Raw genomic sequence first — 26045 nt, 5'->3', positions numbered from 1 at the left:
GTACCGTTCATACCGCTGTTTTAATAAGTCTTCTACCGGCATTTTTTGCTCAGTTGACCGCTCAAACAACCGCGTAATCTTTTCACCAGTTACGGTTCCGAGCGATCCCATAATAAACGTTGGGTCCATAATCCCTAACCCAAATTTTTCCTGACCAACCATGGCGGTTCCCGTTAACACGGAATCATTCAATTTCGTTTGTTGTTGGGCCTTCGCAAGTTTTTGATCATATCCCGGAAAATTAAGGGGATCCGTTATCTGCAAGTCAGTATCAAATTCAGTGAATTGATCAACCAACCAATTTAGACGTTGCCGAGCACTTATTCGAAAACCGTAAAAGCCATTTGGACATGTCTGGTACTGATCTAAATCATCAGTAAGAACCGTCGTTTCACATTTTGGATATTTTGTCCATAAATTATCCGGTACTTTAGCGTCAGCTTCTCGATCGGCTTTAATATGATGGGCTGTAAGAGTGTTGTCATGATCGTACAAGTTCATTGCGACTATGGTTCTCCTTCCACCGCTTTAAAAATACTTTTTCTAAGTAACTAGTTGTAAAATCACCTTTAATAAAAGTAGGATCCTGAAGAATTGCCAATTGAATTTCTTGGTTAGTCTTTATTCCCTCAATAACCATCTCGTTAAGTAACCGTTTAATCTTCTCGATTGCTTCTGCTCGGTCATGGCCAAGGGCAATTACTTTAGCAACCATTGAATCGTAAATTTGAATATCTGACTGGTCAAATGGTAAATCCTCACCAGCAGCCACTTTTAACTGTGCTTTTACAAGGTCGATCCCAGTTACCATTTCCGTTACGGTATGTTCGACTTGAATCCGCGTGTTCATTTCCATGAAGTAGAAATGGTGATCCTGATCCATTAAGAATTCGATTGTTCCTGTATTCAGGTAATCGATCCCGTTAATGGCTCTTAAGGCAATCTGGCCTAGCTGCTTTCGTTCCTGTTCAGTTACTAACTGACACGGACTTTCCTCTAGGACCTTCTGCTTATTAATTTGAAGTGAACAGTCTCTTTCCGGGAAGTAAACAGCATGACCTGCTTGATCACGAAATACCTGGACTTCAATGTGCTTGACGTTCTCCATGATCTTTTCGATATACATGTGATCGTCTCCAAAGGCTAATTTGGCTTCGCTTTGGGCTTCATTAAATGAATCAGTCATCGCTGCTTCATCATTAATTCGCCGAATTACCTTACCGCCACCACCAGCGGCAGCCTTGATTAATACCGGATAACCAATTTTCGCTGCTACCCGTTTTGCCTCATTTACGTCCTGAATATAGTCATCACTACCTGGAATAACCGGAACATCAAGCAGCTTCATTTGCTGTCGAGTGTGTTCCTTATTCCCCATCAAATCAATAATCTTTGCATCCGGACCAATAAAGGTAATTCCACAGGCCTGACACATTTCAGCAAACTTACTATTTTCCGAAAGAAAACCAAATTCAGGGTGAATTGCCTGGGCGCCCGTACCGATAGCAGCAGCTAAAATATTCTTCATATTTAGGTATGATTCCTGAGGCCGTGCTCCACCGACACAAACTGCTTCGTCAGCTAATTGAACGTGGAGACTCAAGAATTAAGATTGAAGCAGCCTGTGCCAACGTTTCAATAATCAATACTCCAGGCATTACTGGGTTACCAGGGAAGTGTCCCTGGAAAAATGATTCGTTGATCGTGACATTCTTGGCTGCCGTAATCTCTTTTCCAGGATCCAATTCATCAACATAGTCGATATAGCAAATTGGGTACCAGTTAGGAATCAAATCCATAATTTCCTGAGCGATCATTATAGCCAAAGCAGTTACCCTCCTCAAAGAAAGTATTTCGAATATCAAAATATTCGATGTTCAAATTATCATTCAGTGTCTACTTAGTAGCTTCCCAATTATCAATGCATCTATACAGCATTTAATCGTTGATATATCATCATTGATCATTTATTAATTTGATTAGCTTTCTTTTGAAGTGACTTCCTAAATTTATTTTGGCTATCAAACTAATTTTTAAAAATAAAAGATCAGGGAAAACAAACAATTTTCCCTGATCTTTTATTTTTAAATTATTTTCTCCGACTACTATATGCCCGCCGTTTAGCTTTTTCAAGTTTCCGCTTTCTTGCCTTCGCTTGTTTTTCCTTAGCTTCCCGTTCACGACGAATCTTAAATGGATTTTGTAATAAGAGTGTTTGAACTACCTGGAATGCATTAGAAACTACCCAATACAGGGTAATTGCTGAGGAGAATCCTAACGCCATGAAAAATACCATGATCGGCATAAACCATGTCATTGCAGAAGTCATCGCATTTCGTTCAGGCATTGAAGCCATTGAAAGCCATGAACTCAAGAAAGTAAAGAGGGCTGCCAGAACCGGCAAAATATAGTAAGGATCAGTATGACCTAATTGAAGCCATAAAAATGTCCCATGCCGTAATTGTGGGGTCCGCCAAATTGCCTGGTAAAGTGCCCACATAATTGGCAACTGAATAATCAATGGCAACATTGAAGCCCAAGGATTAACCCCCGCTTCCTTGTAAAGCTTGCTGGTTTCTTCCTGCATCTTCACCATGGACTCGCGATCTCGTGATGAGTATTTCTTTTGAATTGCCTTTAACTTAGGAGCTAACTCCTGAGTCTTTAACATTGACTTTGTCTGGTAGAACATCAATGGTAACAGGAGGACACGGATAATAATCGTGAAGATAATAATCCCCATACCATAGCCACCACAATTGTTTGATAGCCAAATGATGAACCGCGAGAAATTATAAACTATGTAGTGATCCCATAAACCAGTACTGTGGCTCGTAACTGGTTTATTTGAACAGGCTGCCAGGAAGAGCGTTAGACTCCCTATCGCAGCAAGGCTTAGGACCCGCTTTGTCTTTTTCATTGATTAACGATCCTCACTTTTTTCTTCTAGTAAATGTGCTCGTTTAAGAACATGCACAAGATTCTTTTTTGTTTCCGCCATTTCCAGGCCATCCGCAGCTGGACGAGCAATTACTAAGAAATCCACGTCTTGCCGTAGATAAGGCTTTACTTCAAGGAGAGTTTGCCGAATACGGCGTTTAACCCAGTTTCGGTGAACAGCATTTCCAATCTTCTTTCCCACAGAAATACCAACCCGAAAATGCTTTTGACCTGGTTTTGCCATCTGGTAAATGACAAATTTATGGTTGGCGACGGAATTATGAGTTTCAAAGACTCTTTGAAACTCACTTTCCTTTTTTACCCGGTATGATTTTCTCATAATAATGTAAATCTCCAGCCTTAATAAATATAAAAAGGGCCGGACATCGCAACTTCAACGAAACGATAGCTCGTCAAGCTGACTGCCCTGCCCTAACAATAAAAAAAGCCACTATAAAAGTGGCCGTAATTATGCAGATAATACTTTTCTGCCCTTTTGACGCCGACGTGCTAATACCTTACGGCCGTTACTGGTGCTCATACGCTTACGGAAGCCATGGACACGTGCACGGTGACGCTTCTTTGGTTGAAACGTGCGCTTCATACGATTGCACCTCCTATTCAATCTGAATGGTTTGGTTTTTATAGTCTAAAAAGACGATCTCTTCAAACATACTCTGGAAGTATACCATACTTTTTCAAAATATTAAACGTGAAATTTTTTTAGAATTTTTTATTTATCCACAGAATGACTAAAACAATCCACAGTGTTGTGTATTACCCTCCCCTGTGGATAAGTTATTAACCGTGATTTCACAGGATTTTTCAACAATTCACAACTTGTTATCAAAGTTATCCACAGCCCTGTTAAAAACTGTTCATAACTCTTATAAACATTGATATATCAGTGTTTAATTATCCACAAGTATAGTGGAAATCTTTTATTTTTCTATTTTTTCCACATTTTCCCCATTCTGGTTTTTGATTTACACACAGTGTTGTGTAATTTTTTTGAATTATCCACTTATGCTTACTTACCTGTGGAAAACTTTTTTTCATAATGATAAAATGTCGTTTGTAATTTAATAAGCTTAGGAGGGGAACTATTTTGACTGAGCTCGATTCTCTATGGGAAGCGATCCAAAATTCATTTCGTCAAAGTAAAAGTCAAGTTACCTTTGACACACTAATTGCTCCGGCAAAACCACTCTCTCTTTCTCAAAACCAGTTAGAAGTTGAAGTACCCACAAAAGTACATCGTGATTTCTGGGAAAAAAATTTAAAGGACGAACTTAAAAAGTACGCTCAAGCAGTTACTAATCAAGACATTGAGCCGCATTTTGTCCTTGAGGGAGAATTCGATCCTTATCAAAATGATCGACCAGCTGAATCATCCAATTTTGAAATGGATACGCCACTTAATCCACATTACAACTTCAAAACGTTCGTTGTTGGTGAAGGAAATAAGATGGCTCATGCTGCAGCCTTTGCCGTTGCTGAAAGTCCAGGTGGCCTTTATAACCCACTCTTCATTTATGGTGGTGTTGGTTTGGGGAAAACCCACTTAATGGAAGCAATTGGTAACCACATGCTACAACTTAATCCCGCAGCAAAGGTTAAATATGTAACTAGTGAAGAATTTACAAATGACTTTATCCATTCTATTCAAAGTAATTCTACAGAAAAGTTTCGGGAGGAATACCGCAACCTTGACTTATTGCTAATTGACGATATTCAATTCCTTGCTAATAAGGAAGGTACCCAACTAGAATTCTTTAATACTTTTAACGCTCTTCACGACAATAAGAAGCAAATCGTTATGACTTCCGACCGAATTCCAAACGAAATTCCTGAACTTCAGGATCGTCTTGTTTCACGGTTTAGGTGGGGGTTAACGGTTGAAATTACACCGCCTGATTTAGAAACCCGAATTGCTATTTTACGGAGTAAGGTCGAAGAAGATCATATTAATATTGGAAACGATACTTTAAACTACATTGCAGGCCAAATTGATACTAATATTCGGGAACTTGAAGGAGCATTAACGAAGGTTCAAGCATTCTCTAACCTAAGTAAAGAGCCAATTACTCCGCACCTTGCGTCCCAAGCACTTCGCGGTCTACAAAGCAATACTAAAACCACAATTACCATCGCGGAGATTCAGAAAAATGTTGCTGATTTCTACAATATTACCCAAAGCGACATTATTGGAAAAAAACGGGTTAAGCAAATCGTTGTTCCGCGTCAAATCGCAATGTACCTTTCCCGCGAATTAACTGATTTTTCTTTACCAAAAATCGGTAAGGAATTCGGTGGTAAGGATCACACTACAGTTCTTCACGCAATCGATAAAATTGAAGAGGAGCTACAAACTGACAGTAATTTACAAAATCAACTAAATACGTTAAAGGCCAAACTAAAAGCATAATTGTGGAAAAGTCTAAAGTTATCCGCAAACTTATCCACAAGTTGTCCACAGGTGAATAAGTTGATTTATCTTAGTCGATCTAAGTTATCCACAGTATTAACAGTATCTACTACTTCGACTATTATTTAAAGTATTAATATAAATATATATAAACTACCAAAAGGGGTATACAGAATGAAATTTACCATCAACCGTTCAGCATTTATTAGTCAATTAAATAATGTTCTTCGTGCTATTTCATCTAAGACTACTATTCCAATTTTAACTGGATTAAAAATGGTAGTTGCTAATGATAGCATTACGTTAACAGGTAGCAACTCTGATATTACTATTGAAAGCGTAATGTCAGCTAATGACGAAAACTATGAATTAACAATTGATGAACCTGGATCAATTGTTTTACCAGCCCGGTTCTTTAGTGAAATTGTTAAAAAATTGCCAGATAAGCATGTAACTATCGAAGTTACTAGCGGATTCCAAGCTGATATTACTTCTGGGAATGCCAAATTCCAAATTAATGGACAAGATGCCGAAAACTTCCCTCATTTACCAGAGGTTGAAGCAGATAATCCAGTTGTCCTTGCCAATGACATTCTCAAGGAAGTTATTCGCCAAACTGTTATCGCTGTTTCAAAACAGGAAAGTCGCCCAATCCTCGCTGGGATCCACGTAACGTTACGTGATGAATTATTAACTGCCGTTGCCACTGATAGTCACCGACTAGCACAACGGAAAGTGAACTTAGAAGGAATTGGCGACGTTAATTATGATGTAATTATTCCAGGGAAAAGCCTAGATGAACTTTCAGGGATGATTAGTGATGTCAAAGATGACGTAAAAATGCAGGTCACTGATAATCAAGTACTATTTATTTTCGGGAACACACATTTTTATTCCAGATTGCTAGAAGGAAATTATCCTGAAACAAGTCAATTAATTCCTGATAGTGCTGATACAACAATTGAGTTAGATGCAGGAGCATTCTTATCGTCAATTGATCGGGCCTCATTACTTTCTCATGAGAGTCGTAATGACGTTGTTAAACTAACGATCAAGCCTGGTGAAAATCTTGTTCGGATTAGTGGGGATTCACCAGATATTGGGATGGTAGAAGAAGATGTGGCTACTTCTTCGGTAGAAGGAAATGATTTGGAAATTTCCTTCAATCCAAACTACATGAAGGATGCATTACGGTCATTTGGACAATCAACCGTTAAGGTTTCGTTTACTTCACCACTTCGGCCATTCACATTGGTACCAACGGAAGATACAGAAAACTTTGTTCACTTGATTACACCAGTTCGAACTTTTTAATAGTATGTAAGAGGATTATGGTAGTTATTTGTCATGGTCCTTTTTTATTTTTAAAAATTTGCTGAAATCGGTTTTTAAGCAAACTAAGCGTTTTTTACTTAATTTTGATAAAAAAGGCTAATTACCTCTAAGAGGCCCAAAAAAGGCTATCAACGCGTTTTATCTCTTAGAATGTGGTATAATAGTATTTGTGAAAAGTAGGTGATTAAGTGTGGAAACAAAGACCATAAAAATTGATCGGCCTTTCATTACCTTGGGACAATTGCTTAAGGAAGAAGGAATCATCCCGACCGGTGGTGCGGCTAAGTGGTTTTTAAAGGAACATGATGTCCGGATTAATGATGAGCTTGAGGATCGTCGGGGCCGGAAATTGTATCCAGAAGATGTTGTTATCATCCCTGAACATGAGCCAATTATGATTAAGAGTAAGTAGGAAATTACATGATTCTTTCAGAATTGCACTTACATAATTTTCGTAATTATGAGGATCTAACAGTTCGTTTTGCACCGGGAGTTAACGTCCTAATTGGTCATAATGCCCAAGGAAAAACGAACATGTTAGAAGCAATTTATGCCTTGTCATTAACGCGAAGTCACCGGACTAATAACAACCGGGAACTAATTAATTGGAAGCATAAATTTGCAACAATTAGCGGGATTGTTCAAAAAACAAGTGGCCGAGTACCATTAGAACTGGAATTTACTTCTAAGGGAAAACGGGCCAAGGTTAATCATCTTGAGCAAACTCGTCTATCAACATATGTTGGCCAACTAAATGCCATTCTATTTGCGCCGGAGGACTTATCCCTCGTTAAGGGGGCACCAGCACTGCGGCGCCATTTTATGGATATGGAATTTAGTCAGATGAGTAGTAAGTATCTCTATAATGCCGGTCAATATCGAACCCTATTACGTCAGAGAAATAAGTATTTAAAGCAGTTAAAATATGGTCAACAGCATGACAAGGTTTTACTTGGGGTGCTTTCAGATCAACTAGCTGCTTATGGCGCAGAGGTTATTATTGCCCGTTACCAATTCCTGAAGCATTTGGAAAAATGGGCTTCACAGCTTCATAAAAAGATTTCACTAAATGCTGAAGAATTAAGGCTAGATTACGTTACTCAATTGAAACTAGGCGAAAAAACGACTGTTGAACAGGCCTACCAGGAATTGCTTGGCCTTTATCAGTCTCATGTAGAGTGGGAGATTGATAGGGGGACGACAATGTATGGGCCACAACGTGATGATATTCATTTTATGGTCAACGGAAAGAATGTACAGTCATTTGGTTCACAGGGGCAGCAGCGAACAACGGCATTGTCTGTTAAATTAGCAGAAATTGATCTGATGAAAGAACAGACTGGGGAATATCCGTTACTGCTTCTTGATGATGTCTTATCTGAATTAGATACAATTCGTCAGACACACTTATTAACTGCCTTTCAGGATAAGGTGCAAACCTTCCTGACGACAACAAGTCTTAATGATGTTGCTCGACAGTTAATTCATCAACCGAAAATCTTTGAAATTGAACATGGTACTTTGAGCAAGGGGGAAACACAGTGAGCGACGAGCAAAAAGAAAGAAAAGCTGAGTTAGCGAGCGAGTATGATGCCAGTCAAATTCAAGTTCTTAAGGGGCTTGATGCGGTACGTAAGCGACCGGGGATGTATATTGGTTCGACCTCGGCTCAAGGACTCCATCATCTAGTTTGGGAAATCGTTGATAACGGGATTGATGAAGCTTTAGCTGGCTTCTGTGATGAAATTAACGTGGTTGTTGAGCCAGATAATAGTATTTCAGTTACTGATAACGGTCGGGGGATCCCAGTCGATACACAAAAAGAGACCGGTAAGCCAGCCCTTGAAACTGTATTTACTGTTCTCCATGCCGGTGGTAAGTTCGGTGGCGGCGGATACAAGGTTTCTGGTGGGCTACACGGTGTTGGTGCATCCGTTGTAAATGCCCTTTCTACGGAACTTGATGTTAAGGTTGCCCGTCAAGGTAAACGTTACTACATGGACTTTGATCACGGTCATGTAAAGACTTCGATGAAGGTGATCGACGATAATGTTCCAGAAGATGTTCATGGGACAACGGTTCATTTTAAGCCAGATCCGGAAATCTTCCGCGAAACGACTACGTATAACATCAAAACGTTAACTAACCGTCTTCGTGAATTGGCATTCCTAAATAAGGGACTAAAGATCACGATTGAAGATAAGCGGGATGAGAATCCAGAAAAGCAAGAATTTCATTATGAAGGTGGAATTCGCCACTATGTTGACTTCTTAAATGAGGGGAAGACGACCCTATTTGAACCACCAATCTATGTTGAAGGAAAAGAAAATGGGATTACGGTAGAAGTTTCTCTCCAATACACGGATTCCTATAGAAGCGATCTATTAACGTTTACAAATAACATCCATACCTATGAAGGTGGGACTCACGAAACTGGATTTAAGATGGCCTTAACCCGGGTAATAAATGACTATGGGCACAAGTCAGGGGCTTTGAAGAGTAATGAGAACCTTTCTGGAGATGATGTGCGTGAAGGGTTGACCGCTGTTGTTTCAATTAAGCACCCTGATCCACAATTTGAAGGGCAGACCAAGACTAAGCTTGGGAACTCTGATGCACGGACTGCGACTGATCACGTATTTGCTGCAACCTTTAACAGGTTCTTACTCGAACACCCTGACGAAGCACGGCAGATTATCGAAAAGGGACAATTGGCTTCTAAGGCACGGGTAGCTGCTAAGCGAGCACGTGAAGTTACGCGGAAGAAGAGTGGCCTGGAAATTAGTAATTTACCAGGGAAGTTGGCTGATAATACCAGTAAAGATCCCAATATTTCTGAACTATTCATTGTCGAAGGGGACTCAGCCGGTGGCTCTGCAAAGCAAGGACGTTCACGGCTGACACAAGCAATCCTGCCAATTCGGGGGAAGATTTTAAACGTTGAAAAGGCCACCCTTGACCGGATCCTAGCCAACGATGAAATTCGTTCACTATTTACTGCCTTGGGAACTGGCTTTGGTGAAGACTTTGATATTACCAAGGCTAATTACCATAAATTAATCATCATGACCGATGCGGATGTCGATGGGGCCCACATTCGGACACTATTATTGACCCTCTTCTATCGTTTCATGAAGCCAATGATTACTCATGGTTATGTTTACATTGCCCAGCCACCTCTATATCAGGTTCGGCAAGGAAAATTTGTGAAATACATTGAATCAGATGAAGAACTCGATAGGGTTGTTAATTCTCTGCAACCAAGTCCTAAGCCTGTTATTCAACGGTACAAGGGGCTTGGTGAAATGGATGCCGAACAGCTTTGGGAAACAACAATGGATCCTGAAAAGCGGCATTTGTTACGGGTAAACCTTGATGATGCTAAGGCAGCAGAAGAAATCTTCCCAATGCTTATGGGGAACAAGGTTACTCCACGTCGAGAATTTATCGAGAAGAACGCTAAATTTGTAGAAAATCTTGATTTGTAATGTGAACAGCTTGAAGCGTAGAGCCATACGAAAATTAGCTCTGGCTCACATTCAAAGATAAAAGGAGGAACAACGATAGTGGCTGAGAACGATCTATCAAACAACCGGATTACTGATGTTAACCTAACTAGCCAGATGAAAAACTCATTCTTGGACTATGCCATGAGTGTTATCGTCTCTCGGGCATTGCCTGATGTGCGGGACGGGTTAAAACCAGTACAGCGGCGAATCCTATATGGAATGAACGAATTAGGGGTCACTCCTGACAAGCCGTACAAGAAGTCTGCCCGGATTGTTGGGGATGTTATGGGGAAGTTCCACCCTCACGGTGACTCCTCAATTTACGAAGGTTTAGTCCGGATGGCACAAGACTTTAGTTACCGGTACATGCTAGTTGATGGTCACGGTAACTTTGGTTCAATCGATGGTGATAGTGCTGCTGCCATGCGGTATACCGAAGCTAAAATGAGTAAGATTGCCGTTGAAATGTTACGAGATATCAGCAAGAATACTGTTGATTTCCAAGATAATTACGATGGAACTGAAAAAGAACCGACTGTTTTACCAGCTCGTTTCCCTAACTTATTGGTTAACGGTGCTTCTGGGATTGCTGTTGGGATGGCTACTAACATTCCAACGCATAACTTAGGGGAAGTAATTAGTGCAATTCATGTGCTAATGGATAATCCTGATGCAACGACTGAAGACCTGATGAAGGTTCTCCCAGGTCCAGATTTCCCAACCGGGGGAGTTGTTATGGGAAAGTCTGGCATTCGCAAAGCTTATGAGACTGGCCGAGGAACTATCATTGTTCGGGCTAAAGTCGACATTGAAGAACAGAAGAATGGTCGACAACAAATTGTTGTTCATGAAATTCCATATATGGTTAACAAGGCTAAGTTAATTGAACGAATTGCAGACTTAGCACGGAATAAGGAAATCGAAGGAATTACCGACGTCAATGATGAAACTGACCGTGAAGGGATGCGAATTGTAATTGACGTTCGGCGCGATGCTAGTGCTGAAGTCATCTTAAACAACCTTTACAAGATGACCTTGATGCAGACCACGTTTAACTTCAATATGTTGGCGATTGTAAAGGGTGCTCCAAAGATTCTTAGTTTGAAGGAAATCCTTCAGTACTACTTGGAACACCAAGAAGACGTTGTTCGTCGGCGGACAGAATTTGACTTGAAGAAGGCCGAAAACCGTGCTCATATCGTTGCTGGATTGCGGATTGCTTTGGATCACATTGATGAAATTATTAAGATCATTCGTAATTCACAAACGAGCGAAATCGCTAAGAACCAGTTAATGGAAAACTATGGGTTATCTGATCGTCAAGCTCAAGCAATCCTTGACATGCGGTTAGTGCGGTTGACCGGTTTGGAACGTGAAAAGATTGAAGCCGAATATAAGAAGTTAATGGCCGCCATTGCTGACTACAAGGATATTCTTGCTCACCAAGAACGGATTAACCAAATCATTTACGACGAATTATTGGAAATCCAAAAGAAGTTTGGTGATAAGCGGCGGACTGAACTTCAAGTTGGTGACATTACTAACATTGAAGACGAAGACTTGATTGAGGAAGAATCAATTATCGTTACCTTGACTCATAACGGCTACATCAAGCGGTTGCCAGTTGATGAATTTAAGTCACAGCACCGTGGTGGTCGTGGTGTTAAGGGGATGGGAGTCCATAAGGATGACTTCATTGAACAATTGATTTCCAGTGATACTCACGATCTGCTCCTCTTCTTTACCAATTCTGGAAAGGTTTACTCGATGAAGGGGTACGAAATTCCAGAATATGGTCGCTCTGCACAAGGAATTCCGATCATTAACTTGTTAGGAATTGATAACGAAGAAAAGATTAGTGCTGTGATTAACGTTTCTCACGAAACCAATGATGACGACAAGTTCCTCTTCTTCACTACCAAGCACGGAACTGTAAAGCGGACACCGGTTACAGAATTTAAGAATATCCGGAGCAATGGGTTGAAGGCGATTAACCTTCACGATAATGACGAACTGATTCATGTTGATATTGTTAAGGATCAACAAAACATGATTATCGGTACTCACCGTGGATACGCACTTAGCTTTAACTCTTCTGTTGTTCGGTCAATGGGTCGTTCTGCAGCTGGGGTTCGAGGAATTCGTCTCCGGGATGAAGATTATGTTATTGGGACTGCCCCACTTAATGACGATAGTAACGTCTTGGTTATTAGTGAGTTAGGTTACGGTAAGCAAACACCTGCTAGTGAATACCCAATTAAGGGTCGTGGTGGCCTAGGTGTTAAGACCGTCAATGTAACAGAAAAGAACGGGCCATTGGTAGGTTTGACGACTGTTAAGGGTGATGAAGATATCATGCTCGTTACGGACCATGGTGTTATCATTCGTTTTGGTGTTGAATCTGTCTCACAAACTGGTCGCTCTGCACTAGGTGTTCACCTAATCAAGATGGATAAGGGAACCCATGTTGCTACAATTGCTAAAGTTGAAAAGGAAAACGATGAAGATAACGAAGCCGATTCTTCATCAGATGAAAATTCAACCGAAGATAAATCTAGCGCAGAAGTAACAACCGAAGAAAAAAGTGAATAAATAAAATAGAAATCCTGATTTATTCCGTCTTAATTAATTAGACCGTAAATTCAGGATTTTCTTGTTACCTGTTCCTTGTTTTAAATCAATGTCTGTGGTATATTTTATTCTTGTGAGTATACGTAACAGACGTCTACTCTCCTTGTTCTTCTTAATCTTTACGGGAAGAGCCAGAGTCCATAAGGAGGTGTAATATTCATGGAAACACGTAAATATGAAATTACTTACATCATTCGTCCTGACATGGAAGAATCTGCAAAGAGCGACCTTGTAGCTCGTTTTGACAAGATTCTTGAAGACAATGGTGCAACTATCGCTGATTCCAAGGATTGGTCAACACGCCGGTTTGCTTACCCAATTGACAAGTACACTGAAGGTACTTACCACGTGGTAAACCTTACTACCGACACTGACGAAGCCTTAAACGAATTCGATCGTTTAGCTAAGTTCAGCGATGATATCCTACGTCACATGATCATCAAGCGTGAAGCTTAATTTGATCTTCAATTAATAGAGAGGAGACGAGATCTAATGATTAATCGTGCAGTACTTACTGGACGCTTAACAAGAGATCCTGAGTTGCGGTACACAACCAGTGGAACAGCGGTTGTATCTTTTACATTAGCTGTTGATCGTCAATTCCGAAACCAAAATGGTGATCGGGATGCCGACTTTATCAATTGCGTCATTTGGCGTAAATCCGCTGAAAACTTTAGTAACTTTACTCATAAGGGATCGCTAGTTGGAATCGAAGGCCGGATTCAAACCCGGAATTACGAAAATCAACAGGGTAACCGAGTTTACGTAACTGAAGTTGTTGTCGATAATTTTGCACTACTTGAACCACGACAAAATGGTGGTAACCAACAACAATACGGTAACCAGCAACCATTTGGTGATCAACCACAGTACAATAATAATCAGCCACAACCTGGAAATAATGCTCCTCAAGCTAATTCGTCAAATAATGGCTTTGGTGGTAACAATAACCAACCAAGTCAACCAGATAACCAATTCCCAAGTAGTGGGAACGATGGTCAATCCATTGACTTATCTGATGACGAATTACCATTCTAAAGAATTCTTTAACCAGATAGGAGGGTAATTTCATGGCACAACAACGTCGTGGCGGCCGTCGTCGTCGTAAAGTCGACTTTATCGCCGCAAACCACATCGACTACATCGATTACAAAGACACTGATTTATTACGTCGGTTTATTTCTGAACGGGGTAAGATTTTACCACGTCGGGTTACTGGTACTAGCGCCAAGAACCAACGTAAGTTAACTATCGCTATCAAGCGAGCACGGATTATGGGTCTTTTGCCATTCGTTGCTGAAGACTAATCCAATATTATTAAGAGGCTGGGGAGAAGCTTTACTTCTTCACCGGCCTCTTACTTTGAATAAAAAACAATTACGGGAAATAACCAGTACCTTTTGAGGTGACTCATGGTTATTTCCCACTTATTTTAAAATATTTTCTGTTTGCTAGTTATCAAGATGTAGTCAAATGGGCCAATGTGATATGATAGATACTGATTTGTTTAACAAAATTATAAATTAACGAAAATGTTAAAATCGGGAGGACCAGTATGAGAGATTTTTTTAGTCGAGAATACTGGCGGGAGCTGTTTAAACAGCCAGCAGTTCGATGGAATTTCATTTACATTTTAATTTTGACGATTCTTAGTCTAGTATTAGGGTTTTATATTAATTGGCTTCTTGGAGCTATGATTTTGCTTGTCACACTCCTGGGAAGCCAACTTAGTATAAATCGTCTACGAACAATTGTAGTAGATGCTCATGAATATTTAGCAAATCTTACTTACCAGATCGAACAAGGACAACAAGAAGCGTTATTAGAAATGCCACTGGGAATGATCTTGATGAATAAGCAAGGTGAAATTCAGTGGATAAATCCGTATATGGCAAAATACTTCGATCTTAAGATTGTCGTTGGGAAAAAGCTCAAAGATGTTGATAATGAACTTGCTAAGTTGGAGAACGAGCACCGGAATGACAAAGCACCAGCGATCGTTACCTGGCAGGATCGCCAATTTGAATTTCTTGTTCAAAAAGATAATCACGTTATCTATATGATGGACGTGACAAATTATGAGGAAATTAGTAAACGTTATAAACAGCAACAAATTTTCTTGGGAAACATTTACTTAGACAATTATGTTGAATTGACCCAGGGGATGAGTGATTCGGATGTTTCTAACCTTCATAATTACGTAACGTCGGAAATCAGTAAATGGGCTGTAGAAAACCACTTACTGATGAAAGTGATTGATGATGATAACTACTTGATTATCGGTCACCAAATTTCGTTGAAACGACTGGAAGAAAAGAAGTTTAAGATTCTTGATATTATTCGGGAAAATACGTCAAAGCAAAACTCGCCAGTAACATTAAGCGTAGGGATCGCCTATGGTGAAAATGATTTAATAAAATTAGCGGATACTGCTCAAAATAACCTCGACCTTGCTTTAGGACGGGGTGGTGATCAGGTTGTCGTTCGTGGTCATGATTCTGAAACACGGTTCTACGGTGGAAAAACTAACCCAATGGAGAAGCGGACCCGTGTTCGGGCACGAATGATTAGTCAGGCCCTGCAAGAATTAATGGCCCAAGCGGATCAACTTTTTGTCATGGGACACAAGAACCCGGATATGGACTCTTTGGGTGCTTGTTTAGGTATTCGCCGGATTGCAGTAATGAATAACCGTGAATGTTGGATTGTCGTTGATGATGAACAGACTCATTCAGATATTCAGCGTTTGTTGAAGCAGATGGATAATTACCAAGAGATTAAAGAGCACGTCATTACGCCTGAAGAAGCACTCGAGAAGGTTACGCCAAATAGTCTTTTAGTGATGGTTGATCATGCGAAGAAGGGAATTACAATTGCTCCTGAACTTTATGAGCGACTACAGAACCGACTTGTGATTATTGATCACCACCGCCGCGGTGAAGAATTCCCGGAAAATCCGTTACTCGTTTATATTGAACCATATGCTTCTTCGACTTGTGAACTGATTACAGAAATGTTTGAATACCAGCCACGAGAAGGGAAGGGCTTAAATAAACTGGAAGCAACTGCCATGTTGACGGGGATTCAGATTGATACTAAGTCCTTTACCAAGAGTGCCGGGACACGGACATTTGATGCAGCGAGCTATTTGCGGTCTGCAGGTGCTGACGGGATGATGATCCAAATGTTCATGAAAGAAAACGCTGATAGCTTTATGAAGCGAAATCACCTGATCTCACGGGCAGAGTTAAATGATTCAATTGCGATCTGTGCGGGAGAGGACGATCAGATCTATGATCCGGTCACTGCCGCACAAGCAGCTGATATGCTTTTACAGGTTAATGGAATAGAAGCCTCGTTTGTCATTACAAAGCGAGCTGACGGGATGGTTTGCATCTCGGCACGTTCAATGGGTGATGTCAATGTTCAATTGATTATGGAAAAAATGGGTGGTGGTGGCCACCTTGCTAATGCTGCAACCCAAATTAAGGGAGCAACAATTCTTGAGGTTAAGCAAACACTGATTGACCAATTGAACAAAACAGAGGATGATAGTAGTGAAGAAACAACTGAGGAGTGACTAGGATGAAAGTTATTTTTGTTCAAGATGTTCGCGGTCGTGGAAAGCGTGGACAAGTAAAAGAAGTTCCCGATGGCTATGCACAAAATTACCTGATTAAGCGGGGCTTAGCTAAACAAGCAACTAATGCCGCTATGAGCCAGTTAGCTGGTCAACAACGTGCTGAAAAGAAGCACGCTGCTGAAGAATTAGCTGAAGCTAAAGAATTAAAGAAGGTTTTGGAAGACGACAAGACTGTTGTTGAATTAACTGGGAAAGCCGGAACTGATGGCCGGATGTTTGGTTCAGTTTCAACTAAGCAAATTGCAACTGCACTCCAAAAGCAATTTAACGTTAAGGTTGATAAGCGGAAGATTGAACTTGCAGCACCAATCAAAGCGTTAGGTTATGTTAACGTGCCAATCAAATTGCACCCACAGGTAACAGCTGAAATTCGGGTTCACATTGCTGAAAAGTAGGCTCACTAATTAAAGGAGCGTATCGTCATGGATAATGCACCAGTGCAAGAAGAGCCACGTGACATCGATGCGGAAAAGGCAGTTCTTGGAGCTGTCTTTTTAAGTAAGGATGCCCTGGCTGATGCAATGGAATATTTGGAACCACGCGATTTTTATCGGAAGGCCCATCAAGTAATTTTCCAGAAGATGGTCGATCTTAATGAAGAAGATCAGCCAATTGATGTGGTAACGATGCGAAGTGCGTTGGACAAGGACAATCAAACTGAAAATATTGGCGGAGTTGCTTACATTGCTGAACTCGCAACGGCGGTCCCGACAGCAGCCAATGTTGCTTACTATGCAAAGATTGTCCATGATAAGGCAACGCGGCGACGGTTAATTAATACTGCAACCAAGATTATTAATAATAGTTATGCTGACAATGATAGTATTTCTGACTTGCTTGATAATGCTGAGCAGCAGATCATGCAGGTTTCACAAGATAATACCCAGAATGGCTTCCAGAACATTAAGGATGTCCTTGAAGAGTCGTTAAAGCACGTTAATGATTTATCCAAAAATGAAAGTGAAGTTACTGGATTATCGACCGGTTACCAGCAATTGGATGAGATGACGACAGGGTTGCATAAGGATGAATTAGTGATTATTGCTGCGCGACCTGCTGTTGGGAAAACGGCCTTTGCGTTAAACATCGCGCAAAATGTTGCAACAAGCTCAGATACTGCGGTGGCAATCTTTAGTCTTGAAATGGGAGCGGAATCCCTCGTTAACCGGATGATTTGCGCTGAAGGAAATATTAATGCTAACCACTTACGAACTGGGCAATTAACCCAGGATGAGTGGAATAGTCTTTTTATTGCTACTGGTTCTCTTTCTAAAGCTAATATTTATATTGATGATACTGCTGGAATTAAGGTTGCAGAAATCCGTGCACGGTGTCGTCGTTTAGCAAAAGAAAAGGGTAATCTTGGATTGATTGTAATTGACTATCTTCAATTAATTGAAGGTACCAATCCTGATAACCGACAGCAAGAAGTTTCCGAAATTTCTCGTCAATTAAAAAAGCTTGCTAAGGAACTAGAAGTACCAGTAATTGCTTTATCCCAGCTTTCTCGTGGTGTTGAACAGCGACAAGATAAACGACCGGTCCTTTCTGATATTCGTGAGTCAGGCTCAATTGAGCAGGATGCTGATATTGTTAGTTTCTTGTACCGTGATGATTACTATGATCACGAAGAAGACGGTGAGGACGAGGATAACCAAAATGGTGGCCAGCAGAATAATGATGACGATGGTTCAAATGTAAGTGAAGTTGAAGTCATTATTGAAAAGAACCGTAGTGGTCCGCGGGGAACGGTTAAGCTATTATTTGCCAAGTCATATAATAAGTTTGCTTCCGTTTCTTATATTCCAGAAGATAATAATTAATCGAATAGCAAGGGCAACTAAGAGAAATCGTAGGGGCCCTTTTGTGTGTTTATAAAAGAATGAAGCGTCTATCCACCTATTTAACTGGAAAAAGGTTATAGTCAAAGTGGTAGGCTCAGTAAAACTGATGATAAAAGAGGAGGCGTAAGATGAACCGTCAAGGAATTGAATTAAAGTGGTTGCTGCTAGGGATGTTTTTAGGAAGTATCGGTAACAGTTTTGTCTGGCCGCTAACTACTATTTATATGCACCAGCAACTTCACGAATCATTAACTGTTTCAGGGATTGTCCTGCTGCTGTATTCCGGTGCTAATGTTGTGGGGAGTTATATCGCCGGGACATTGTTTGATAAGAAAAATCCACGACAATTGATGCTTGGCGGAACGGTTACGGCTACCGTAATTATGGCCTTGCTGATTGCATTTAATGGTTGGCCGGTTTATGGGATTTTACTAACCGGAGTTGGCTTTATGAATGGGTGGATTATCACCATGGTTAACTCTTATGGGACACAATCAGGACATGATGGTCGGTATGTGTTTAATATGTTATACTTTGCGAATAATTTGGGAATGGTGATTGGAACAACGATTGTTGGCCCGCTTTATCAATATGCGCATGGTAATATTTCGCCAATGTTCTCGATTACTACGATTCTCTACGTCCTTTTTAGTGCAGTTGTCTTTTTCTTCTTTAAAGACGAAAAGAATACTGGAAAGAGTAATCGTGAAGTTGATGTTGAAACAGCTGACGATAGTCAAAAGGTTAAGATGCCAATTAGTAACTTATTAATTAGTTGGACCTTCTTTGCAGCATTGATGATCATTTGGACAATGTACGAACAATGGGCAAGTAACCTCTCAGTTTTCATGACTGATCAAGGAATTTCAATGACCAAGTATAGTTTGTTATGGACACTTAATGGAGTATTGATTGTCATTATTCAGTTGATTATTACCTGGATCAATCGCTATCACTCGAACCTTTACCTGCAAGTGTTCCTGGGAATTTTTACCGTTGGTTTTTCCTTTGTTTTGCTTCTATTTGCCAAGTCTTACATTTGGTTTGTTTTGGCAATGACTGTGCTAACGATTGGGGAGGCAACGGCCTTTCCAACCATGCCGGCAATTGTTAATGAGCTATCACCGGTTAATATTAAGGGGAGGTACCAGGGAATCCTTAACGCCTTCTCATCGCTTGGAAAGGCAATTGGCCCATTATTCGGTGGAATTTTGATTGAGCTTTCTAGTTACCGGATTTTGTTTGTTGTTTGTGCGGTAGCTGTTTTTGCTACTTTGGTAGTGGTCTTCATTGTAGTTAAGGCTAATCAATCACGAACAATCCGTTATTAAATTGTTACCTGGGAAATACATAGATGGGGAATGTGTACAGAAATCGTAACTGATTTCTGTCATATTCCCCATTTATTTTTAAGGATATTCTATTTGTTGTATAATCATGGTTAACAATTATGGGAGTAATCGCAATGAAGAAATTATTACTACTTTCAACTGGTGGAACAATCGCCTCAGTTGCTTCAGATTCAGGATTAGTACCTCGGGAGTCAGGAGAAGGATTAATTAAAATGCTTGGTCAGCTTCCGTACGAAATTGAAGTTCGTGATATTCTCCAGTTGGATTCATCAAATATACAACCAGAAGAATGGAAGTTTATTGCTAAACAGATCTATGATTTACGAAAGGACTATGACGGGATTGTTGTTTCACACGGGACCGATACAATGGCGTATACAGCTTCGATGCTGTCTTTTATGCTCCAAGGAATTGATTTACCCGTAGTTCTTACAGGAAGTCAGGTGCCGATTAATGTCATCCTTAGTGACGCACCCGATAATTTACGTCTAGCATTTGCCGCTGCTGCTACTTGTCGTCCGGGAATCTACTTGGCTTTTAGTGAAAAAGTTATGTTAGGCTGTCGAAGCGTCAAGGTGCGGACAACAAACTTCGATGCATTTGAAAGTGTTAATGTTCCACCCGTAGCGACAGTCACCTCAGATGGCTTAGTATTTGACTCGCAACAGGTTAATTTTCCTCATGCCAACCAGTGCACATTAAATACAGAAATTGATCCTCACGTATCTCTAGTTAAGCTATTTCCAGGATTTGATCCCAAGCTGCTGTTCGCGATGGTTGAAAATGGCTGTAAAGGGATTGTGATTGAGGGATATGGACTTGGTGGAATGAACTACATTCGGCGAAATATGGTCGGCGCAATCGGTGAACTAATAAAAAATGGCATTCCAGTAATTGCGACAAGTCAGTGTCTGTATGAACGGAGTGATTTAACTAAGTATGAGGTTGGTCGTGAAGCGTTGCTAAAAGGAGCAATTAGTGCTCATGATATGACTTCAGAAAGCACAATCACCAAGCTCATGTGGGCCTTGGGACAGAAAATGAACGTCCATCAAGTTGCAGATTTCTTTGAGCACAATGTTGTTGGTGAGGTTAGCCTTTAATAGAAAATAATTTTGCTAATGCAAAAAGGCAAGAAGAAAGGAAGCGTTTCCCTGCTTCTTGCCTTTTAAATTTTTAAAAATAAAAAAGCCACCAAAAAAGGTGACTTTATAAAAGATGGGCAGTCAGGGGATCGAACCCTGGACCCACGGATTAAGAGTCCGTTGCTCTGCCAGCTGAGCTAACTGCCCATGTCATTGACAACAGATACTATATTATCAATCTTTAATTGATTTTGCAAGAATTTTTTTAAATAAATTGAAATTAGTTGGTTAAAATAGGTGAATAAATGATTGAATATCGTTACCAGGATCTGTAAAGTAAGGATAAAGAATAAGGTGAAGGGATGACGGTAATGAAAGGCGTAATTCTCAGTTTAAACTATATTATTTTGGATACTGATGAGCTTCAATTTCAAGCTTGGCGAGATTTAGCAATGTACGAATTTGGAATGGGATTACCAGGGAAAATGGCAAATCAATTGGCAGGAGTAGATCGACACCAAGCATTGGACCTGATTTTAAAGCATTTTAATGTGACAGGTGTAAATGAGGATGAATTGCTAAATGAACAATACGAGATGTACAGTAAGGTAATATCAGGAATTGGTGAAGATAAGCTCTATCCACGGGCCAAACAATTGCTGAATAACTTTTATGACCATTACGTAGATATTGCAGTTAATGATATTGATGGACATGCAAAGGAGATCTTACAGAAACTAAAAGTAGATGATTTTGTGGATGCCTTTGTTTCACCTTTGGATGAGGAAAATCCCTATTTAAAAGCGAGTCAAGAATTAGACGTTCAACCAACTGCCTGTGTTGGAATTGGTTCCCAGACTAATGAGATTAAATTAATGAATGACACCGGCGTGATTTCAATTGGCGTTGGGGATGCTGAAGAACTTAAGGAAGCGAAGTATCAAGTCAGCCAGATTGGTGATCTTAAGTATCCAATGATTCGAAAAGTATGGGAAGATAATGAACTAGATGAATAGTAAATGATTAACTGGGAAGGCATTATTCCCAGTTTTTAATTTAAAAAAAGAAAAAGAAAAAGAAAAAGACCACCAAAATGGTGATCTTGTAAACCTCTGATGGGCAGTCAGGGGATCGAACCCTGGACCCACGGATTAAGAGTCCGTTGCTCTGCCAGCTGAGCTAACTGCCCATATAACCTGTTCAATCAGAACATATATAAAGATATCATCATTCATTTACATTGTCAACCAAATATTTGAAATTAAATTGATCTATTACTGATGTGGTATAATGTTAAAAGAATAAAAAGGCGATTCTATAGCTAATTTCCGTCTTTGATAGCGCATTAATTTGAATCGTAAACCAATGATTAAAGAATCAATTATACCTACGTGGAGGTAAGTATTGATATGGCAAAGAAAATTTTAGTTGTTGATGATGAAAAACCAATTTCTGATATCATCAAATTTAATCTTGAAAAAGAAGGCTATGAAGTTGCTGTCGCTTTTGACGGTGAAGAAGCCTTAGAAAAAGTTGAAAGTGAAAATCCTGATTTAATTATTTTGGACTTAATGCTCCCTAAGATTGATGGCCTTGAAGTGGCTAAACGAGTACGGGCAAAACACACTACCCCAATTATTATGGTTACTGCCAAGGATTCAGAACTCGATAAGGTTCTAGGTCTTGAACTGGGTGCGGATGACTATGTTACGAAGCCTTTCTCTAATCGTGAATTAGTAGCTCGGGTAAAGGCTAACCTTCGTCGACAAGCAGCGGTTAAAGCTCCTGCTGAAGAGGACAATAATACAGACATCCAAGTTGGTGACTTAATAATTCATCCAGAAGCATATACCGTTTCTAAGCGTGGTGAGAACATTAATCTAACTCATCGTGAATTTGAGCTTCTCCATTACTTGGCTGAACATATTGGACAAGTAATTAACCGTGAACACTTATTACAAACAGTTTGGGGTTATGACTATTTCGGTGATGTTCGAACTGTTGATGTTACTGTTCGACGGTTACGGGAAAAGATTGAAGATAATCCAAGTCACCCCCAATGGTTAATTACTCGCCGTGGTGTTGGTTACTACTTAGCAAATCCTGATCAAAATTAGAGGCTAGCCAGTTGTGAACAGCAAATTAAAATTTTACCAATCGATTCGTTTTAAAATCGCTCTCGTTTTCGCGTTAATGCTCATGTTAACGCTGGAATGCGTTGGGGCGGTTTTTGTGCGTCAATTGGAACATCAAAACTTAAATACATTTAAACAGACAATTGAATTACCATCCTATGTTGATAATTCATTAAGTGAACAGTTAGTAAATCCTAATCATAAAAAGGCTAACCAGAAGATCAAACAGATCCTAGCTGAAGTTAACAATAATAACATTTCAGAGATTCGGGTAATTGATAGTCAGGGTGTTGTCCGGGGAACCAGTAATTTTGATAACCGGAATATGATTGGGCAAAAGACAACTGATCAGATGGTTAAAACAACTCTTGTTAATAACCGTTCACATGCAGAAAATGTTTATGATAACAGTAACCATACTCGGTATTACATCAATATTATTCCGTTAGTGGATAATAGTAATAACAATGTGGTTGGTGTTGTTTATCTTCGTGCAAGCTTAGAGAGTGTCTATTCTAATATTAATAGCATTACGTTAATTTACCTTTCGGCTGCCTTGATTACCATTGTGATTGGTTTGCTACTGGCAATTATTATTTCCCAGGAAATAACCCGACCAATTGAAGAGATGCGTAAGCAAACACTTAGAATTGCTCGTGGTGATTTTTCTGGACAAGTTCGTGTAATGGGAAATGATGAGTTAGGCCAGCTTGCTGGTGCCGTTAATAACTTGTCTATCCGGGTTGAAGAAGCACAGGAGTCGAGTGATTCTGAACGGCGGCGGCTGGATAGTGTTCTTTCACATATGTCGGATGGTGTTTTGGCAACAGATCGCCGTGGAAATGTCACAATCGTAAATAACATGGCCCTCCAATTGCTGGGAGTCGAACATGAAGATGAGTTAATCGGAAAATCAATTATTGATGTCCTTGATATTCGTCATGACTACACAGTTCGGCAACTTGTTAATAGTGAACAAAAAGAAATGATTCTTGATATGTCGAATTCAGGAAGTAACTTAATCTTGAATGCATACTTCTCGCCAATTCAACGAGAATCAGGCTTTGTTAGCGGACTTGTCTGTGTCCTGCATGATGTTACTAGCCAGCAAAAAGAGGAACAAGAACGGAAAGAATTCGTTTCTAATGTCTCCCATGAATTGCGGACACCATTAACTAGTGTAAAGAGTTATGTGGAAGCCTTGAGTGATGGTGCATGGCAAGATAAGGAAATTGCGCCGCAGTTCTTGAAAGTTGTTCAGGATGAAACTGAACGAATGATTCGGATGATCAATGACCTATTAAGCTTGTCACGGATGGATGCCGGGACAACAAAGTTAAATTTGGAATACGTTAATATCAATGAGCTTTTTAACTATATTCTTGACCGGTTTGATATGATTATTAAGAAGGAAGAGGACCCTAAAAAGAAGAAGTACACAATTGAGCGGTTCTTTACGAAGAAAGACTTATGGGTTGAAATCGATACGGATAAGTTTACTCAAGTTATCGATAATATCATGAATAACGCGATCAAATATTCTCCTGATGGTGGGGTAATTACTGCACGATTACTAGAAACCCATAATCACGTTATTATGAGTATTTCTGATCAAGGACTAGGAATACCACGTAAAGACTTAGGCCATATTTTTGATCGTTTCTTCCGTGTTGATAAAGCACGGAGTAGGAAGCAAGGAGGAACAGGTCTTGGACTTGCTATCTCCAAGGAAGTTGTTAATATGCTAGGCGGTCAAATTTGGGTTGATAGTGTTGAAGGAAAGGGTTCAACTTTCTATATTTCCTTACCATACGTACCATATGAAGAGGGGGACGAGTGGGATGATCAAAAAGATCAAAACTAATTGGTTAGCTATTGCGTTAACCATTGTAGTTGTTATTAGTTTACTTTTAACCGCTGCAATTTGGTCCAACCCTGTCCAATACGAACGAACAAGGGATAGTTCGAATTCACGAAATCTCAATACAACCCAGTCTATGGGTGATTTGTATTTGCCAACCCAGGTAGTCCACGTCAATGCAGATCAGCAGCAGTTTTTGCTATATAGTTCAAAGAAGAATTTGATTGCTACTGTTCAGCGGCAATTACGCAGTTGTCAGCTTGGTCGAGTAAGTCTAGCAAAGAGTGATAATAGCGACGTTTATCTTGGTTACCTTCATCAGCCAAAATCATTGATGATAAGTTATCCTGATAGCGTTACGGGAACAATCTTTAATGAAACCTTCTCGCAGTCAATTGATACGAGTCGTGTTAAGCAAATTGATCACATCTTAATTCCATTAAATAATCCACGGAATATTTACTTATTAGCTGACCATGGATATAAGATTTACCGGGTACGGATTAATCGGTCAAAAGAGAATGGTAGTTTAAATTCACTGGTCAAAGGAACAAGCAAAGTAGAAGTTGACCATAAAATAATCCACGGACAAATATTGTTACTTTATCCTAAGAGTTTCACGTTACCGGTCTTTGGGTATCAGGTTACTGCTCAGAATATTGATACTTTAAGCCAAAACCTTATTAGTACAAATAAACAGTCTTCAATTTCAACTGAACATAAAGGAAACACGACGACTTATCGTGATGGTGAAAATAAACGGGTAATTTATAATCACCAAAATGGAACAGTTCGTTATGAAAATTATGTAGGACGAGATGACGTTCCTAAATCAAGTCAATTGGCAAGCTATTTCTATAGTCGAATTGCGAAAACAGGAATTCCAATGGATAACTTGCGCTATGACGGAATTAGTGATCATCAACGAACCATTAATTACCGGAGTTATGTTGAAGGGTTCCCAATTTTTAACACTACTGGTTATGGTGATATTCGAATGTCTTCGAAAACTAATGGTATGAATAAAACTTGGCTAAGCCTTTACAGTATCCAAGTCCCATTACCGATTAACCAGAAGCCAGTTCGTCTTCCATCTACCACGACGGTCTTTAACGAGTTACGGGCAAATAATCGGCTCAAGGATGTTAATGGGATTCGGATTGGTTATCTTTGGAAAGAAAACACAAACGATAATACTACCGTTAAACTAACACCAACCTACTTTGTTGATTATCGTGGACAATGGGTTGATTATACTGAATTACAAAAGTGAGGGGGCATT

Annotated in this window: 22 protein-coding genes, 2 tRNA genes and 2 pseudogenes; 18 read left to right on the top strand and 8 right to left on the bottom strand. The window is 39.9% G+C overall.

What is annotated here, in order from left to right; genetic code table 11:
* Nucleotides 1–33: 33 nt before the first annotated feature.
* From NFR46_RS02355 to rpmH, 6 genes and pseudogenes are all read right to left on the bottom strand, one after another.
* A pseudogene (locus NFR46_RS02355) lies at nucleotides 34–501 on the bottom strand (acetyl-CoA carboxylase carboxyl transferase subunit beta); the annotation flags it as partial.
* Nucleotides 482–1603, bottom strand: a complete 1122-nt coding sequence (locus NFR46_RS02350; RefSeq protein ID WP_251574350.1) for an acetyl-CoA carboxylase biotin carboxylase subunit — start codon at nucleotides 1601–1603, stop codon at nucleotides 482–484. The gene NFR46_RS02350 and the pseudogene NFR46_RS02355, both read right to left, overlap by 20 nt.
* Nucleotides 1593–1826, bottom strand: a pseudogene (locus NFR46_RS02345) (ApeI family dehydratase); the annotation flags it as partial. The gene NFR46_RS02350 and the pseudogene NFR46_RS02345, both read right to left, overlap by 11 nt.
* Before the next feature lie 263 nt (nucleotides 1827–2089).
* Nucleotides 2090–2920 (bottom strand): membrane protein insertase YidC, encoded by an 831-nt coding sequence (locus NFR46_RS02340; RefSeq protein WP_251574349.1) that lies wholly within the window; start codon nucleotides 2918–2920, stop codon nucleotides 2090–2092.
* Between the two features lie 3 nt (nucleotides 2921–2923).
* Nucleotides 2924–3280 carry a ribonuclease P protein component gene (gene rnpA / locus NFR46_RS02335; protein ID WP_191683583.1) on the bottom strand — a complete coding sequence of 119 codons (357 nt, stop codon included), beginning with the start codon at nucleotides 3278–3280 and terminating at the stop codon, nucleotides 2924–2926.
* Nucleotides 3281–3409: 129 nt separating this feature from the next.
* Nucleotides 3410–3544 carry a 50S ribosomal protein L34 gene (rpmH, locus tag NFR46_RS02330; RefSeq protein ID WP_003665227.1) on the bottom strand — a complete coding sequence of 45 codons (135 nt, stop codon included), beginning with the start codon at nucleotides 3542–3544 and terminating at the stop codon, nucleotides 3410–3412.
* Between the two features lie 504 nt (nucleotides 3545–4048).
* On the opposite strand from rpmH, the gene dnaA reads away from it, so the two are divergent.
* The 14 genes from dnaA (at nucleotide 4049) to NFR46_RS02260 (ending at nucleotide 20785) form a co-directional block, all read left to right on the top strand.
* Complete coding sequence (dnaA, locus tag NFR46_RS02325) at nucleotides 4049–5368, top strand: chromosomal replication initiator protein DnaA (protein WP_251574348.1); 1320 nt, start codon at nucleotides 4049–4051, stop codon at nucleotides 5366–5368.
* Between the two features lie 174 nt (nucleotides 5369–5542).
* Nucleotides 5543–6682 carry a DNA polymerase III subunit beta gene (gene dnaN / locus NFR46_RS02320; RefSeq protein ID WP_251574347.1) on the top strand — a complete coding sequence of 380 codons (1140 nt, stop codon included), beginning with the start codon at nucleotides 5543–5545 and terminating at the stop codon, nucleotides 6680–6682.
* Between the two features lie 211 nt (nucleotides 6683–6893).
* Entirely contained in the window at nucleotides 6894–7115 is a 222-nt protein-coding gene (gene yaaA, locus NFR46_RS02315; protein ID WP_182580465.1) for a S4 domain-containing protein YaaA, read from the top strand.
* Nucleotides 7116–7123: 8 nt separating this feature from the next.
* Nucleotides 7124–8248 (top strand): DNA replication/repair protein RecF, encoded by a 1125-nt coding sequence (gene recF / locus NFR46_RS02310; protein WP_251574346.1) that lies wholly within the window; start codon nucleotides 7124–7126, stop codon nucleotides 8246–8248.
* Nucleotides 8245–10191 (top strand): DNA topoisomerase (ATP-hydrolyzing) subunit B, encoded by a 1947-nt coding sequence (gene gyrB / locus NFR46_RS02305; protein ID WP_251574345.1) that lies wholly within the window; start codon nucleotides 8245–8247, stop codon nucleotides 10189–10191. Before recF ends, gyrB begins: the two co-directional genes overlap by 4 nt.
* Nucleotides 10192–10269: 78 nt before the next feature.
* Nucleotides 10270–12804 (top strand): DNA gyrase subunit A, encoded by a 2535-nt coding sequence (gene gyrA, locus NFR46_RS02300; RefSeq protein WP_277612841.1) that lies wholly within the window; start codon nucleotides 10270–10272, stop codon nucleotides 12802–12804.
* 198 nt (nucleotides 12805–13002) lie between these two features.
* Nucleotides 13003–13299 (top strand): 30S ribosomal protein S6, encoded by a 297-nt coding sequence (gene rpsF, locus NFR46_RS02295; protein ID WP_182580469.1) that lies wholly within the window; start codon nucleotides 13003–13005, stop codon nucleotides 13297–13299.
* Nucleotides 13300–13335: 36 nt separating this feature from the next.
* Nucleotides 13336–13881 (top strand): single-stranded DNA-binding protein, encoded by a 546-nt coding sequence (ssb, locus tag NFR46_RS02290; protein ID WP_251574344.1) that lies wholly within the window; start codon nucleotides 13336–13338, stop codon nucleotides 13879–13881.
* Nucleotides 13882–13913: 32 nt separating this feature from the next.
* Nucleotides 13914–14150 (top strand): 30S ribosomal protein S18, encoded by a 237-nt coding sequence (gene rpsR, locus NFR46_RS02285; protein ID WP_003716302.1) that lies wholly within the window; start codon nucleotides 13914–13916, stop codon nucleotides 14148–14150.
* Between the two features lie 248 nt (nucleotides 14151–14398).
* Nucleotides 14399–16423 (top strand): DHH family phosphoesterase, encoded by a 2025-nt coding sequence (locus tag NFR46_RS02280; protein ID WP_251574343.1) that lies wholly within the window; start codon nucleotides 14399–14401, stop codon nucleotides 16421–16423.
* Nucleotides 16424–16428: 5 nt separating this feature from the next.
* A complete protein-coding gene (gene rplI, locus NFR46_RS02275) occupies nucleotides 16429–16881 on the top strand; it encodes a 50S ribosomal protein L9 (protein WP_251574342.1) in 453 nt (150 codons plus the stop codon).
* Nucleotides 16882–16908: 27 nt separating this feature from the next.
* Nucleotides 16909–18309: a replicative DNA helicase gene (gene dnaB, locus NFR46_RS02270; RefSeq protein WP_191683593.1), complete on the top strand. Its 1401-nt coding sequence runs from the start codon at nucleotides 16909–16911 to the stop codon at nucleotides 18307–18309.
* A 149-nt stretch (nucleotides 18310–18458) separates the two neighbouring features.
* Nucleotides 18459–19661, top strand: a complete 1203-nt coding sequence (locus NFR46_RS02265; RefSeq protein WP_251574341.1) for an MDR family MFS transporter — start codon at nucleotides 18459–18461, stop codon at nucleotides 19659–19661.
* Nucleotides 19662–19795: 134 nt separating this feature from the next.
* Nucleotides 19796–20785, top strand: coding sequence for an asparaginase (locus NFR46_RS02260; RefSeq protein ID WP_251574340.1), 990 nt, complete (start codon nucleotides 19796–19798; stop codon nucleotides 20783–20785).
* A 116-nt stretch (nucleotides 20786–20901) separates the two neighbouring features.
* Here the strand turns inward: NFR46_RS02260 and NFR46_RS02255 are convergent.
* Nucleotides 20902–20974 (bottom strand) — tRNA-Lys (locus NFR46_RS02255).
* 155 nt (nucleotides 20975–21129) lie between these two features.
* Here NFR46_RS02255 and NFR46_RS02250 point away from each other — a divergent pair.
* A complete protein-coding gene (locus NFR46_RS02250; RefSeq protein WP_251574339.1) occupies nucleotides 21130–21783 on the top strand; it encodes an HAD family hydrolase in 654 nt (217 codons plus the stop codon).
* A 100-nt stretch (nucleotides 21784–21883) separates the two neighbouring features.
* Here the strand turns inward: NFR46_RS02250 and NFR46_RS02245 are convergent.
* Nucleotides 21884–21956: transfer RNA gene (locus NFR46_RS02245), tRNA-Lys, on the bottom strand.
* A gap of 220 nt (nucleotides 21957–22176) precedes the next feature.
* On the opposite strand from NFR46_RS02245, the gene yycF reads away from it, so the two are divergent.
* From yycF to NFR46_RS02230, 3 genes are read left to right on the top strand one after another with little or no spacing between them, the layout of a single operon-like run.
* On the top strand, nucleotides 22177–22884 hold the full coding sequence (gene yycF, locus NFR46_RS02240) for a response regulator YycF (RefSeq protein ID WP_251574338.1): 708 nt from the start codon (nucleotides 22177–22179) through the stop codon (nucleotides 22882–22884).
* A 13-nt stretch (nucleotides 22885–22897) separates the two neighbouring features.
* A complete protein-coding gene (walK, locus tag NFR46_RS02235) occupies nucleotides 22898–24766 on the top strand; it encodes a cell wall metabolism sensor histidine kinase WalK (protein ID WP_251574337.1) in 1869 nt (622 codons plus the stop codon).
* On the top strand, nucleotides 24744–26036 hold the full coding sequence (locus NFR46_RS02230) for a YycH family regulatory protein (RefSeq protein ID WP_251574335.1): 1293 nt from the start codon (nucleotides 24744–24746) through the stop codon (nucleotides 26034–26036). Before walK ends, NFR46_RS02230 begins: the two co-directional genes overlap by 23 nt.
* Nucleotides 26037–26045 lie beyond the last annotated feature (9 nt).

This window comes from Limosilactobacillus agrestimuris, from assembly GCF_943193105.1.
GTDB classification, from domain to species: domain Bacteria; phylum Bacillota; class Bacilli; order Lactobacillales; family Lactobacillaceae; genus Limosilactobacillus; species Limosilactobacillus agrestimuris.
This window is presented reverse-complemented; position numbering and strand designations above follow the sequence as displayed.